The sequence below is a fragment of the Streptomyces vietnamensis genome (assembly GCF_000830005.1).
Classification (GTDB): domain Bacteria; phylum Actinomycetota; class Actinomycetes; order Streptomycetales; family Streptomycetaceae; genus Streptomyces; species Streptomyces vietnamensis.
This window is the reverse complement of the sequence record NZ_CP010407.1, coordinates 6281566-6294795: the sequence shown is the minus strand read 5'-3', so window position 1 is coordinate 6294795 and position 13230 is coordinate 6281566. Positions and strand designations below refer to the sequence as shown.

Below are 13230 nucleotides of genomic sequence, written 5' to 3'. Positions count from 1 at the left end.
GGGTCAGGCGGTCCTTCCGGTGTCGCGCAGGCTCCGGAGGAGGGTGCTGCGCGGGGTGTCCATGGTGGCGAGGGTCTCGTCGAGGACCTCCTGCGGCATGCGGAGCAGGGCGTCGCGGACGTCTGCGCGCAGCCGTGCGGCGACGGCGGGCTCGTACTTGTCCACCTTCCCCATGTGGAAGGCGATCATCGCGCAGTAGGTGCGGACCGCCTTCGGCAGGAAGCGGTCCGCCTCGTGGTCCCGGGAGACGTCGTCGAGCAGGAGGTCGTACGAGGGAATGAAGTCCAGCTGCCGGTTGTCCGTGATCTGGGTGAGCGAGGTGGTGACGCCCCGCCGGTAGAAGACCCCGTGCAGGGAAAGCGCCGCGAAAGTCCGCGCCTTGAGGTGGAGACGCCAGATCCAGAGCCGGTCCTCGGCGGTTCGGAGAGAGGTCTCGAAGCGGGATTCCCCGTTCTCGAAGAGACGCCCGCTGTAAATGCCGAAGGGGACGAAGGGATAGTCGACCATCGTCACCATGCTGGCCGGGGAGATTCCGTCCCGGGGGTCCATCACCGTGTCGCGCCGCTTGGCCGGGGCATAGCGGATCTGCCGCTTCCGGCCTTCCGAGAGGACGTGGTCGGTCCGGGCGAAATCGCAGTCCAGACGGGAGATTCCGGCCACGGCGGCGCTCAGGTGGCCGGGCGCGTACCAGTCGTCGCCGTCGAGAAAGGTGAGGTAGTCGCCGCGCGCCGCGTCGATTCCGGTGTTGCGGGCCTGGGCGACGCCCTGATTCGTCTCGTGCCGGATGACGGTGGCGTTCGGCAGGCGGTCGCGCCAGCGGTCGAGGATCTCCGGGGTGTCGTCCGTCGAGCAGTCGTCGATCAGCAGGAACTCGAATTCCGGATCCGCGTTGTTCGCGAGACTGCGCAGGGTGTCGGGCGCATAGGGCCCGACATTGTGGAACGGTACGACGACGGACAGTTTCGGCACTCGGGATCCCCACACTGAATCGAATGATCAAACGCCGTTACGGCGGGCACGCGGGCACGTTAACGGCCGAATTTTCCCGGTGAACGAGCCGCGCGTGCACTCCGGGTGAACTCTTGTCGTCTCCGGCGGAAACCCCGTCACCGCCGGGACCGTCGGCGATGCAGCAGTCCCGTCGCGGCGAGCGCCAGGAGCGCCGCCGCGCCGATCGCGCCGCCGAGCTTCATCCCCGGTGGCCGGAAGGAGCAGCTGACCGAGCTCGCCCGTCCGTCGAGGGGGACGGCGACCAGGCCCTCGTACGCGCGCGCGGGGCGCGGTTCCGCGTCGCCGGCGGCGCAGCGCCAGCCGGAGATGCGCGGCGCGGCGAGGACGGCGACGCCCCTGCTCCCTGGGGGCAGTTCGGCCGTGACGGTGTGTCCGCCGGCACGCACGCGCGTGGCGCCGGTGGCGGTGAGCTGCCGTACGGCGGAGTCGAGCCGGGCGCGGACCAGGCAGCCGACGGGTTCCCGGGGCAGCCGCGGCTTCCCCTCGGGCCCCAGCTCGATCCGTACCTCGCCGGAGGCCGGGACGGCGCCGAGGGCCTGCATGGGGGCGCGGACGGAGGGCGGCTTGCCGTCGAAGTCCACGGGCCGCTCCCCCGCCAGGGTCGCCGTGCCCTTGTACTCGGGCGCCCAGAACCAGACCTGGGAGCCCGCGGGGCAGCGGGCGGTGAGGGTGCGTCCGGTACGGCGCGGGACGGGCAGCTCGTACACGTCGGCGCCGAGGAGGCGTTCCTGCCGGGCGAAGGCGGAGTCCCCGGGGTGCGTGGCGGGCCGGCCCGGCGGGCGGACGGTGACCAGGGGCGGTACGGGGGTGGTGGTCGCGGTGACCGTGGCGCGGGGCGCGGCGTCCTGCCGTACCGGCTCCGTGGGCTCCGAACGCAGCCGGGTGCCGATGGAGAAGAGGGCGTCCGCCACCAGGTTGTCGAGGCTGACCGGGTGCCGGCCCTTGGCGTAGTAGCCGAAGCCGAGCGAGGCCAGGGTCCGGGAGGTCACGTCCGACGTGAGGCTGCTGTAGTAGTCGGCGCCCTGCCCTCCGACGAGCAGCACGTCGTTGCCTCCGGGGACCTCGCCGGGATCCGTGCGGTGACGGGGCCAGGCGTCCGCGCGGGCCACCTCCGCGGCGGCGGACGCGTGCCAGGGGCCGACCCGGGGCGACCAGGAGACCTTGCTCCGCTGCTGCTCCTCGATCCGCTTCCCGGTGACGGCCACCTCGCCCGCCTGCGCGGCGACGAGCAGGACGACGGCGAGGACGGGGAGTGCGCGCGCGGTGGACAGGCGGATGCCGGCCGAATCGGGGAGCACGCGCGCGGTGGACGGGCCGTCACCACCCGAATCGGGGAGTACGCGCGCGGTCGACCGGCGGATGCCGGCCGAATCGGGAAGTACGCGCGCGGTGGACGGGCCGTCACCGGTCGAATCGGGGAGCACGCGTGCGTGGTCGCGGCGGTCGCCGACCGAGGCGAGAACGACGGCGATCAGGGCGAGGAGCGCCGCCGCGCCGAAGGCGGGGAAGGTCCACCGGTCGATGTCGACGCTCCCCCGGGCCGCCCACGCCAGGGCCCCGAGCAGCGCCAGGCCCGCGAGGAGCGCGGCCGGCCGGGGGACGCCCCGGGCGACGGAGAACCAGGCGGCGATGAGCAACAGGCCGCAGAGGACGAAGGTCTGACGGTACGGAATGCCGTTGGGCGAGGCGCCCGCGTGCCACAGGAGGTGGGTGGGTTCCCACTGGAGGGAGAGCGTCACCAGGACGACCGCGGCCGTCAAGCCGACCCGTACGCGCGGGGCGACGGCCCGGTTGAAGGGCAGCGTCAGGGCGAGGGCGAGCGCGGGCGTGCCGATGAACAGGGCGGGGCTGGCGACGCTCGCGGTGGCGGGCAGGAACCGGGCGAGGACGTCCGTCCAGGGGGCCGGCGCGAAGACGGTCTCGGGGGTGGGGTCGGCGACCTTCGTGGCGAGGAAGACGACCACGACGAGCGGCGCGGCGAGCCCGATGCCGATGAGGACGCCCCGGGCGGCGCGCAGCGCGCCGGTGAGGCGCTGCCGGGCGGTGGCCGTCTCCTCGGCGGTGAGGAGTCGCACCACGAGGACGACGGCCGCGCCGAGGGTCGCCATGTACGCGGTGTAGAAGTTGGCGATCCAGGCCAGGGCGACGACGAGGGGGCCGAGGACGGGACGGCGGCCGGTACGGGCCCACTCGCCGACCAGGCAGAGCAGGGGGAAGGCGACGAGCCCGTCGAGCCACATCGGGACGGTGGCGCCGTAGTTGAAGGTCCAGCCGGAGAGGGCGTACGCCGTGCCGAGGACGGCGGCGACCGGCCACGGACCGGGGCGCAGCCGCAGGAGCAGCAGCGCCATCGCGGCCGCCGCGGCGGTGATCTTGGCGGCGGTGACGACGTACAGGGCGAGTTCGACGCGGTCCGCCGGGAAGAACACGACGAGCAGGTCGAAGGGGCTGCTCAGGTAGGTGCCGATGTCGCCGAGGAAGTTGGCGCCGAAGCCGGAGTTCCAGTTGAGGAAGGCGTCCCCGTGCGTCTCGCCGAGCAGGAAGGCCCGCCAGTAGGCGTGGAACGGCAGGTACTGCTGGCCGAGGTCGACGATGTTCCTGGTCACCGGGCCGAAGGGGTACGTGCGGGAGAGTCGGGTGGCGAGGCAGAGCAGTACGGCGGTGAGCAGGGCGGCGGCGGCCGGGGCCCGCAGACCCGCGAACCGCCGCCGCGCGTCGCCGCCCGGCTCGTCACGTACGGTCCCGTGCTCGGAGTCCTCGACGTACACGGCCTCGGCGGCGGGTGGCACACATCCTCCAGGGGGCGCACGGCACTTCGGACGCCCGGAGGGGTCGTCGCGGGCCGACCGCCATTACCGCCGAGGCGGGCGACCCGCAACCGATCAGCAGGCGCTCTTCAGGTACACCCCGGGTGAACTCCGGGTGCCACACGCCCCGGAGGCGTCAGCCGACGAGCTCGTCGACCGTGCGCGCCACGGTCCCGAAGAGATCACGAACGGTCGTGAGGCTCGCGGCCCGGAGCGCGTCCGAGGACTGCACGGTGCCGTCCGGCGCCTCCAGGGGGCGGGTCGCGGTGGCCTCGGCGACCACGGTGGGGCGGTAGCCGAGGTTGAAGGCGCCCTGGGCGGTGAAGAGGACGCACATGTGCGTCATGAAGCCGGCGATGACCAGGTCGCCGCCGGCGCCGAGTTCCTTGAGGGTCTCCTCCAGGTCGGTGGCGTGGAAGGCGTTGGGGAACTGCTTGACGACGACCTTCTCGCCCTCGATCGGGGCGACTTCGTCGCTGATGGAGCCGATCTCGGCCCGGATGTCGTACGGGGTGCCCTCGCCGCCGTCGTTGACGACGTGGACGACCGGGGCACCGGCGGCACGGGCGGCGGCGAGCAGCCGGGCGCCGGCGGCCACGGCCTCCTCGGCCCCGTCGAGCCGCATGACGCCGGTGCGGTAGGTGTTCTGGAAGTCGACCATGATCAGCACGGACTCGCCGAGTCGCGGCAGCTCCTGGGGCAGGCCGATCACATCGCGAAGGGTGGTGGAGGCGGTCATGGCGGTTCCTCTCGGTCGGACGAGATTGACGTTATGAACGCTAACACACATCGTTAACATCGCTATCAAGCCCCAGGTCCCTCGTGTTAGCGCTGTTATCGTGAGAGCCATGTCGACGGCACGAGAGCGCATCCTGGAAGCCACCGAGGAACTGCTCGCCACCAAGGACGCGCTGGCCATCTCGACCCGGGCGATCTGCGACCGGGCGAAGGTCGGCATGCCGGAGATCTACCGCCAGTTCGGCGACAAGCAGGGGCTGCTCACGGCGGTGGCCGACATCGGCTTCGAGCGCTTCCTCACCGAGAAGCGGCGGAACCCGCTCACCGAGGACCCGGTGGCGGACCTGTGCACGGCCTGGGACAGCCACGTCACGTTCGCGCTGCGCAACCCGTACCTCTACCGCCTGATGTTCACGCCGACGGGCGACGCCAAGCCGCAGGCCATCAAGGAGGCCCAGGCGATCCTCCTGAAGGCCGTGGAACGCTGCCGCGACGCCGGACGCCTGCGCATGGCCCCGGAACTGGCCGGCCAGTCGATCCTCTCCGCCAACGTGGGCGTGTGCATGATGGCGCTGTCCTTTCCCGAACTGTTCGGGGACCCCGCCATCTCGTACGCGGTGCGTGACGCCGTCATCGGAAAGGTCACCGGCGACGAGCGCGAGGACACCCGCATCGGCTCCGCGACCGTCCTCGCCCAGGCACTGGTCGGCACCCTGACGGGAACGGCCCCCCTGGACACCGCCGCCCTCGACGACCTGACCCGCGCCCTCCGGCCGCCGGCCTGAGGCCCGCCGTCGGGCGCGAACCGATCCCGGCGGGTCCGGGATGCGTACCGTCAGGCCTGGCCGACGGGAAGGACGTCCGGGGAGAGGGCGCTCGCGTGGGCGGAGGACGAGGTCAGGCGGCGACGGTGGTGGCGGCGGCAGAGGACCTCGTAGCCGATCTCCTCGGCCGGGCGGTTCACGTCCCCGACGACGACCTGTTCGCCCTCGACGACCATCTCGCCGCCGACCGTACGGGCGTTGTGCGTGGCGCGGGCGCCGCACCAGCACAGGGCCTCGACCTGGAGGTGTTCGATCCGGTCCGCCAGTTCGATCAGCCGCTGGGAGCCGGGGAACAGCTTCGTACGGAAGTCCGTCGTGATCCCGAAGGCGAAGACGTCCAGGCTGAGGTCGTCGACGATGCGGGCGAGCTGGTCTATCTGCTCCGGGGCGAGGAACTGCGCCTCGTCCACGATGACGTAGTCGGCCTTGCCGCCCTGGGAGAGCTGGGTGACGAGGTACGCGTACAGGTCCATGTCCCGGGGCGCCTCGACCGCGTCCGTCACCAGGCCGAGCCGGGAGGACAGCTTGCCCTCGCCCGCCCGGTCGTCGCGGGTGAAGATCACGCCCTGAAGCCCCCGCGCGTCGCGGTTGTGGGCGATCTGGAGCGCCAGGGTGCTCTTCCCGCAGTCCATGGTTCCGGAGAAGAAGACCAGCTCGGGCATGACGGGACGGGGACCTTTCAGGTCGTGGGAGGGGGAAGGGGATCAGGAACGGACTTCGAGCAGCGGGACGAGCTGCTCCGCAGGGGTCATGGACCCGTGCATGCCGACCATCGCGGACTCGTGCGGCTCGTTGACGGAGGCGGTGATCGCCACGTCGTCGTGGGCCGCGGCGACGACGTCGCCGATCCGGCCGTAGACCCGCTCGTCGACCTCGTCGCCGAACCAGCCGAGGGCGATGGCCTCGTCGCGGCTCGCCACCCAGAACTGCTCGCCGACGACCTCGCGCCAGCAGGTGAGGACGTCCGCCTCGGCGCCGGGCACGGCGTAGACGTGGCGGGCGCGCCCCTCGCCGCCGAGGAGGGCGACGCCCGCGCGCAGCTCCCAGTCCTCGTCGAAGTCGATGCGGTGCTGCTCGTCGAAGGGGATGTCGACCATGCCGTGGTCGGCCGTGACGTACAGGGTCGCACGGGGCGGCAGCTGCTCGGCGAGCCGCTGCACGAGCCGGTCGACGAACATCAGCTGGCCGCGCCAGGCGTCGGAGTCGATGCCGAAGCGGTGACCGGCGCCGTCGAGCTCGCTGTAGTACGTGTAGACCAGCGAGCGGTCGCCGGCGGCGAGCTGCTCGGCGGCGAAGTCCATGCGCTCCTCGCCGGAGAGCCGCCCGTGAAACGTTCCGCCACTGAGCGCGACCTTGGTGAGCGGGGTCTGCTCGAAGATCGGGGAGGACACCTGGGCGGCGTGGATCCCGGCCTCGTGCGCGAGCTGGAAGACGGTCGGGTACGGCTGCCAGACGTGCGGCGCGGTCCACGGCTTCCAGCGCAGCTGGTTCATCAGCTCGCCGGTCTCGGGGTTGCGCACGGTGTAGCCGGGCAGTCCGTGCGTCCCGGGGTGGCGGCCGGTGCCGACGGAGGCGAGCGAGGTCGCGGTGGTGGCGGGGAATCCGGCGGTGACCGGGCGGCCCGTGCCGCCGCGCGAGGTGCCGAGGAGCGAGGTCAGGTACGGGGCCTCGTCCGGGTGGGCCTTGATCTGCTCCCAGCCGAGCCCGTCGATCAGGAAGACGCAGTTCCGGTCGGCCGGGGTCAGCTCCGCGATCCGCGCGTCGAAGCCGGGCACGCCCTGGCCCGCCACGAGCGTCGGCAGCAGGTCGCCGAGCGAGCCGGAGGTGTACTCGGGCACCGGCGCGGTCTCCGGGGCGAGCGGAATCGGTTCGTCGGGCCAGCCGTGGCTCACGGCGGTGTTCGGCTGCACCATCAGCGGGTGGGTGCGGCGGTCGCCGCGATGGCTTCGGACAGGGCCTGGGCGAACGCGAGGGTCTGCCGGACGGTGTCCGGGCCGTCCCCGGCGTCGCTCACGCGCAGGCTGAGGTCGTCGGCGGTGGCGTTGCCGGTGTAGCCGTGGTCGGCGTCGCAGTTGGGGTCGCCGCAGGCGGCGGGCTCCAGGTCGATGCGGGAGACGGCACCCCAGCCGATGGTGAGGACCACTTCGCGGGGCAGGGTGCCCGGCGTGTACGACTCGGGGTTGGCGACCACGCGGCTGACGACGACCGACGAGATCCGGTCGAGCTTCACGGACTCGGTGGAGGTCGTGGCGTACGGGCTCGGGGAGCTGGTGTCGGCGGCCTGCTCGTCGGTGTGGCTGACGATGAAGCGGTGCGGCGTCAGGACGAGGACGGTGACGTGGCGCCGGACCTCGTTCGCGTCGAAGGTGGTCTCCTGGTGGACCACGTACGACGTGATGGCCTCGCCACCGACGGCGGCCTCCACCGCCTCGGCCACGAGGGCCGGGTAGTAGCCGCTGCGCTCGATCGCCGCGCGCAGCCCCTGGGTCGTCGTACCGCTCTTTGCCATGAGCTCCATCCTACGGGGCGGAGGGGCCCCCTCAGGCCCGTCAGTAACGTGGCAGGCTCCTCGGTCCGAGGTCGGTGCGGGGCGGCGGCGGAGCCAGGCGGACGGTCGCGCCGAGGACGGAGAGGCCACGGGGGGCCACGACCACCGGCTCCAGGGAGACCGCCACCACCTCGGGGTGGTCGTCGACGAGCCGGGAGACCCGCAGCAGGAGCTCCTCCAGGGCCGGGGTGTCGACGGGGGCCGAGCCCCGCCAGCCGAAGAGGAGCGGGGCGGTGCGCAGGGAGCGGATGAGTTCGGCGGCGTCCCGGTCGGTGGCCGGCACCAGCCGGTGGGCCGTGTCGCCGAGCAGTTCGGAGGCCGCGCCCGAGAGGCCGAAGGAGAGGACGGCGCCGACGGCCGGGTCGATCGCGGAGCGGACGACGGTGTCGACGCCCCGGGGCACCATCGCCTGGACGACGGGCTGGAGCTCCTCCGGCTTGCCGAGGACCTCGGTCAGCTCGGCGTACGCCGTGCGGAGCTGCTCCTCGGTGGCGAGGTCGAGGCGGACGCCCCCGAGGTCGGGGCGGTGGCGGAGGTGGGGCGCGGTCGTCTTGAGCGCGACGGGGTAGCCGAGCCGGCCGGCGGCCGCGACGGCGGCGTCGGGGGTGGGCGCGGGGAGGGTGGGCCGGACGGTGATCCCGTACCGGGCCAGCAGCGCCCCGGTCTCCTCGGTGTCGAGGGTCACACCGCGGGCGTCCACGCCGTCGCCGCCGAGGACCCCTTCGATGAGCGCGGCGGCCCCGGCCTCGTCGATGTCCTCGTACTCGGGCACCCGCCCGGGCTCGGCGGCCTGCCGCCGCCACTGCCCGTACCGCACGGCCTCGGCCAGGGCCCGCACGGCCCGCTCGGCGGCGGGGTAGGCGGGGATGGTGGCCTGCGGTGCGGGAGTGGCGGCCTGCGGTGCGGGAGTGGCGTCTTGTCGTACGGGGTTGGTGCCCTGCTGCTGTACGGGGGTGGTGGTCTGCTGTACGGGAGTGGTGGCCGCGGCTGTGGCGGGGGCGGCGGCCTCGGGGCGGGGCCCGTCTGCGTGGGTTCCCTGCGGAGTGACGGCGCCGGAACGGTTCTCCGGGGTGGTGGCCCCGCGCCCCGCCGCCGTCGGCCGGGTGCTGGTCGCCACCGCGAGGGCCTCCGCGAGGCCGCCCATCTCGACGTGGACGACGACGACCGGCTTCGTCGGCGCGGGGGCGGAGGCGACGGCCTCGCGGAGGGCGGCCGCGAGCACCTCGCCGTCGCCGAACTCGGTGGCCCCGTCCTCGCCGACCCAGGGGATCGCGGTGACGACGACCGCGTCGGAGGTCTCGTCCGCGAGCGCCGCCGCCAGCGCGTCCCGGAAGTCCGCCGGGACCGCCGCCGTCGTCAGGTCGAGCGGCCGGAGCGGGCGCAGCCCCTCGGTCAGGCAGGCGTCGTACGTGAGGAGGCCGAGCGACTCGGAGTTGCCGAGGATCGCGACCCGGGGCCCGGCGGGCAGCGGCTGGGCGGCGAGGAGCAGTCCGGCGTCGACGAGTTCGGTGACGGTGTCGACGCGGATCACCCCGGCCTGGCGGAGCAGCGCGGAGACGGTGGCGTGCGGGATGCGGGTGACCGGCACCCGGTGGCCGGGCGGGGCGCTGCCGCTGTGCCGGGCGCCCTTGACGACCACGACGGGCTTGACGGCGGCGGTGCGGCGGGCGAGCCGGGTGAACTTCCGGGGGTTGCCGATCGACTCCAGGTAGAGGAGGACGACGTCGGTGCCGGGGTCGTCGTACCAGTGCTGGAGGAAGTCGTTGCCGGAGACGTCGGCGCGGTTGCCGGCCGAGATGAAGGAGGAGAGCCCGGCGCCGCGCCGGTACAGCCCGGCGAGGAGGGCGATCCCGATGGCGCCGGACTGGGTGAAGAGACCGATCCGCCCGGCGGCCGGCATCTGCGGCGCGAGGGAGGCGTTGAGCCTGACGTCGTCGGCGGTGTTGATGATCCCGAAGGCGTTGGGGCCGATGATCCGCATGCCGTACGAGCGGGCCTGCCGTACGAGCTCGCGTTGGCGCTCGCGGCCGGCGGCCCCGCTCTCGGCGTATCCGGCGGAGAGCACGACGAGGCCGCGCACCCCGTGTTCGCCGCAGTCCGCGACGGCCTCGGGCACCCGTTCGGCGGGGACGGCGACGATCGCCAGGTCCACCGGTTCGCCGATGGCGCCGACGGAGGGGTGGGCGGGGACGCCGTCGAACTCGGTCTCTCCGGTGAGCGCGGCGTTCACCGCGTACACCCGTCCCGTGAAGCCGGCCCCGAGGAGGTTGCGGAGCACGGTCCGGCCGACGCCGCCCGGTGCGCGTCCGGCGCCGACGACGGCGACGGAGCCGGGGGTGAGGAGCCGCTGTACGGAGCGTGCCTCGGCGCGCTGCTCCCGCGCGCGCTGGACGGCGAGGGAGCGGTCGGTCGGTTCGAGGTCGAGGTGGAGCCGTACGGAGCCGTCCTCGAAGCTGCGCTTCTGGGTGTAGCCCGCGTCGGTGAAGACCTTGATCATCTTGGTGTTGGCGGGGAGCACCTCGGCGGCGAAGCGCCGGATGTCCCGCTCGCGCGCGACCGCCGCGATGTGTTCGAGGAGGGCGGAGGCGACGCCCCTCCCCTGGTGCGCGTCCTGGACGAGGAAGGCGACCTCGGCCTCGTCGGCCGGGGCGGAGGCGGGCAGCCCCTGGGCGTTGATGCGGTCGTAGCGCACGGTGGCGATGAACTCGCCGCCGACGGTCGCCGCGAGCCCGACCCGGTCCACGAAGTCGTGGTGGGTGAAGCGGTGGACGTCCTTGGCGGACAGGCGCGGGTAGGGGGCGAAGAAGCGGTAGTACTTCGACTCGTCCGAGACCTGCTCGTAGAAGCTGACGAGCCGGTCGGCGTCGTCGGCGGTGATGGGCCTGATGCGCGCGGTGCCGCCGTCGCGGAGCACCACGTCCGCCTCCCAGTGGTCGGGATAGGCGTGCTCCGGCGGTGCCGGCGGCGCCGGTGATGCCGGTGGTTCCGCCGCTTCCGACTGCTCCGACGCGCTCTGCATGGGGTCAGCCTACGACCGCGACACGACTGCGGCACCGGTCGCGGGGTGCCTGTGCGGGATGCGAGGTGTTGCAAGCTGGGAGGGCCGACGGACGGTCCGGTCCTGGTCGAAGGGTGGCCTTTTCCGCGCCTTCCCGGGCCGGAGGTCGGCGCGAGCACCGCGCAACCCGTGAGAGACTGGTCTAGACAACCCGCTTGAGAGTCGAAGGGCAACACCATGGCTGAGCGCCGCGTCAACGTCGGCTGGGCCGAGGGCCTGCACGCCCGCCCCGCGTCCATCTTCGTCCGTGCCGCCACGGCTTCCGGCGTGCCGGTGACGATCGCCAAGTCCGACGGCACCCCCGTGAACGCCGCCTCCATGCTCGCGGTGCTCGGCCTGGGCGCGCAGGGCGGCGAGGAGATCGTCCTCGCTTCGGAGGCCGACGGCGCCGAGGCCGCGCTCGACCGCCTGGCGAAGCTGGTCGCCGAGGGCCTGGACGAGCTCCCCGAGACCGTCTGACCCCGGCCCCTTCCTTCAAATGGCCGTGGCCGCCGGAATTCCGGCGGCCACGGCCATTTGCATGAACGGACCCATTTCCGGGCAGCACGAAAACCGCGACCGAATGCCTGTTCTTTGTATACGGTGGGCGCGTTAATTCCGGGCGCTCGTCGTGTTGACGGCATGTTGCGAAACCCTCACACGGCCTCGCTCCGGCCTTTTGAGCCGGTGCAGCGGCAGCGAGCGTTCCGCGTGCAGCGCGGTCAGCGACCTCGCCCGCTCGGCGTCGCCGCGCGCCACGGCGTCCACGATCGCGCCGTGCTCGGCCCAGGCCTCCACCGGCTGGGCGGGCTGCTCCACCACGTACGTCCAGGCGATCTTGTGCCGCAGTTGGGTGAGCAGCGCCGTCAGGGCCGGGCTCCCCGAGGCCTGCGCGAGCGTCTCGTGGAACCAGCCGCCGAGCGAGCTCAGGTCCTCGCCCTGACCGCGCCTGGCCCGCTCCTGCCCCAGCCTGACCAGGCCGCGCAGCACCTTGAGGTGCGCCTCGGTGCGCCGCTGCGCGGCCCGCGCGGCCCCCAGCGGTTCGAGCAGCGCCCGCATGTCGAGCAGGTCGGCCGCCTCCTGCTCGGTCGGCTCGGCGACATGGGCGCCCGCGTGGCGCCGGGTGACCACGAAGCCCTCGGACTCCAGGGTGCGCAGCGCCTCGCGGACCGGGACGCGGGAGACCCCGTACCGGCGGGCGAGTTGTTCCTCGGTCAGCCGGCTGCCCCGCTCGTACACGCCGGAGACGATGTCGTCCCGGATCGCCGTGCATACCGAGTGCGCGGGAATGCGCATGTCCGACCTCCGCCTTGGTCCGCGCGAGTCAATTCATCGGCGCCTGTTCTGCGCCCGATCTTCGACTCTATTGCAGCAGGCCGGAATTTCCGATGCCCCGGCGGAATCCATGGATATCTTTTGGTCAGCGAAAAGCCCCGGCTCAGTACGAGCCGGGGCTTTTGCGACGCGGTCCGGGGCCGGACCCAACGAGGTCAGACGACGTTGACGCCGCGGGCGCGGAGGTACGCGATCGGGTCGATGTCCGAGCCGTACTCGGGGCTGGTGCGCGCCTCGAAGTGGAGGTGGGGGCCGGTGGAGTTGCCGGTCGAGCCCGAGATGCCTATCTGCTGGCCCGGCTCGACGGTCTGGCCGACGTAGACCCCGATGGAGGAGAGGTGGCCGTACTGGGTGTACGTGCCGTCGTTCATCCGGATGACGATGTTGTTGCCGTACGCGCCGCCCCAGCCGGCCTCGACGACGGTGCCGGAGCCGACGGAGACGACCCGGGTGCCGTAGGCGGCGTGGAAGTCGATGCCGGAGTGGCTGCCGGAGGACCAGAGCGAGCCGCCGGTCTTGTAGCCGGTGGAGACGTACGAGCCGGCGACGGGGAGCTGGAAGGAGGCCAGGCGGCGGCGCTCGGCCTCGCGGGCGGCGCGCTCGCGCTCCAGCCGGACCTCCTTGGCGCGGGCCTCGGCCTTGCGCTTCGCCTCGGCCGCGGCCTTCGCCTTGGCGACGGCCTCGACGGCCTCCTGCTCCTGGGCGGCGGCCTGGGCGTTGATCCCGTCGACGAGGGATTCCTCGGCGATGACCTGGGTGAGGCCGGTGTCCTCGGCGGAGCGGTTGTCCGTGTCGGCGGCGAGCGCCGGGGAGGCGAGGGTTCCGATGACGCCGGTGGTGGCGAGCGTCGCGACGCCGGCGATGCCCACGCCGCGGCGCGCCATCCGGCTCGGAGCACGATGCTTCCCGGTGGCACGGGTGAACGCCATG

The 13230-nt window shown here is 73.0% G+C and carries 11 protein-coding genes; 2 read left to right on the top strand and 9 right to left on the bottom strand.

What is annotated here, in order from left to right; translation table 11 throughout:
- Positions 1-3 precede the first annotated feature (3 nt).
- The 3 genes from SVTN_RS28270 to SVTN_RS28260 all read right to left on the bottom strand — a co-directional run bounded on the left by SVTN_RS28270 (position 4) and on the right by SVTN_RS28260 (position 4557).
- Positions 4-969: a glycosyltransferase family 2 protein gene (locus SVTN_RS28270; protein WP_041131642.1), complete on the bottom strand. Its 966-nt coding sequence runs from the start codon at positions 967-969 to the stop codon at positions 4-6.
- Between the two features lie 137 nt (positions 970-1106).
- Positions 1107-3800: a YfhO family protein gene (locus SVTN_RS45705; protein ID WP_078908528.1), complete on the bottom strand. Its 2694-nt coding sequence runs from the start codon at positions 3798-3800 to the stop codon at positions 1107-1109.
- 154 nt (positions 3801-3954) lie between these two features.
- Positions 3955-4557: an isochorismatase family protein gene (locus SVTN_RS28260; protein ID WP_041131641.1), complete on the bottom strand. Its 603-nt coding sequence runs from the start codon at positions 4555-4557 to the stop codon at positions 3955-3957.
- A 109-nt stretch (positions 4558-4666) separates the two neighbouring features.
- Between SVTN_RS28260 and SVTN_RS28255 the strand changes: the two genes are divergently transcribed.
- Positions 4667-5341 (top strand): TetR/AcrR family transcriptional regulator, encoded by a 675-nt coding sequence (locus SVTN_RS28255; RefSeq protein ID WP_041131640.1) that lies wholly within the window; start codon positions 4667-4669, stop codon positions 5339-5341.
- Between the two features lie 50 nt (positions 5342-5391).
- Here the strand turns inward: SVTN_RS28255 and SVTN_RS28250 are convergent, their stop codons facing one another.
- Genes SVTN_RS28250 through SVTN_RS28235 form a run of 4 tightly spaced genes read right to left on the bottom strand, consistent with a single transcriptional unit; the run spans position 5392 to position 10947 of the window.
- Positions 5392-6042 carry a thymidine kinase gene (locus SVTN_RS28250; protein WP_041131639.1) on the bottom strand — a complete coding sequence of 217 codons (651 nt, stop codon included), beginning with the start codon at positions 6040-6042 and terminating at the stop codon, positions 5392-5394.
- 42 nt (positions 6043-6084) lie between these two features.
- The gene (locus SVTN_RS28245; RefSeq protein ID WP_041131638.1) at positions 6085-7293 is read right to left on the bottom strand and encodes an alkaline phosphatase family protein; all 1209 of its coding nucleotides are present in this window, start codon (positions 7291-7293) and stop codon (positions 6085-6087) included.
- The gene (locus SVTN_RS28240) at positions 7293-7889 is read right to left on the bottom strand and encodes a DUF5998 family protein (RefSeq protein ID WP_041131637.1); all 597 of its coding nucleotides are present in this window, start codon (positions 7887-7889) and stop codon (positions 7293-7295) included. Before SVTN_RS28240 ends, SVTN_RS28245 begins: the two co-directional genes overlap by 1 nt.
- Before the next feature lie 40 nt (positions 7890-7929).
- The gene (locus SVTN_RS28235) at positions 7930-10947 is read right to left on the bottom strand and encodes a bifunctional acetate--CoA ligase family protein/GNAT family N-acetyltransferase (RefSeq protein ID WP_245727653.1); all 3018 of its coding nucleotides are present in this window, start codon (positions 10945-10947) and stop codon (positions 7930-7932) included.
- A 216-nt stretch (positions 10948-11163) separates the two neighbouring features.
- Between SVTN_RS28235 and SVTN_RS28230 the strand changes: the two genes are divergently transcribed.
- Positions 11164-11445, top strand: coding sequence for an HPr family phosphocarrier protein (locus SVTN_RS28230; protein WP_015036698.1), 282 nt, complete (start codon positions 11164-11166; stop codon positions 11443-11445).
- Between the two features lie 132 nt (positions 11446-11577).
- Here SVTN_RS28230 and SVTN_RS28225 read toward each other — a convergent pair whose 3' ends face one another.
- Both SVTN_RS28225 and SVTN_RS28220 read right to left on the bottom strand, forming a co-directional pair.
- Complete coding sequence (locus SVTN_RS28225; RefSeq protein ID WP_041131635.1) at positions 11578-12261, bottom strand: GntR family transcriptional regulator; 684 nt, start codon at positions 12259-12261, stop codon at positions 11578-11580.
- Positions 12262-12455: 194 nt separating this feature from the next.
- Positions 12456-13229: a M23 family metallopeptidase gene (locus tag SVTN_RS28220; protein WP_041131634.1), complete on the bottom strand. Its 774-nt coding sequence runs from the start codon at positions 13227-13229 to the stop codon at positions 12456-12458.
- Position 13230 lies beyond the last annotated feature (1 nt).

Coding starts and splice junctions, on each gene's coding strand:
- SVTN_RS28260 (WP_041131641.1), bottom strand. CDS start 4,557: ATGACCGCCTCCACCACCCTTCGCGATGTGATCGGCCTGCCCCAGGAG.
- SVTN_RS28255 (WP_041131640.1), top strand. CDS start 4,667: ATGTCGACGGCACGAGAGCGCATCCTGGAAGCCACCGAGGAACTGCTC.
- SVTN_RS28250 (WP_041131639.1), bottom strand. CDS start 6,042: ATGCCCGAGCTGGTCTTCTTCTCCGGAACCATGGACTGCGGGAAGAGC.
- SVTN_RS28245 (WP_041131638.1), bottom strand. CDS start 7,293: ATGGTGCAGCCGAACACCGCCGTGAGCCACGGCTGGCCCGACGAACCG.
- SVTN_RS28240 (WP_041131637.1), bottom strand. CDS start 7,889: ATGGCAAAGAGCGGTACGACGACCCAGGGGCTGCGCGCGGCGATCGAG.
- SVTN_RS28235 (WP_245727653.1), bottom strand. CDS start 10,947: ATGCAGAGCGCGTCGGAGCAGTCGGAAGCGGCGGAACCACCGGCATCA.
- SVTN_RS28230 (WP_015036698.1), top strand. CDS start 11,164: ATGGCTGAGCGCCGCGTCAACGTCGGCTGGGCCGAGGGCCTGCACGCC.
- SVTN_RS28225 (WP_041131635.1), bottom strand. CDS start 12,261: ATGCGCATTCCCGCGCACTCGGTATGCACGGCGATCCGGGACGACATC.
- SVTN_RS28220 (WP_041131634.1), bottom strand. CDS start 13,229: ATGGCGTTCACCCGTGCCACCGGGAAGCATCGTGCTCCGAGCCGGATG.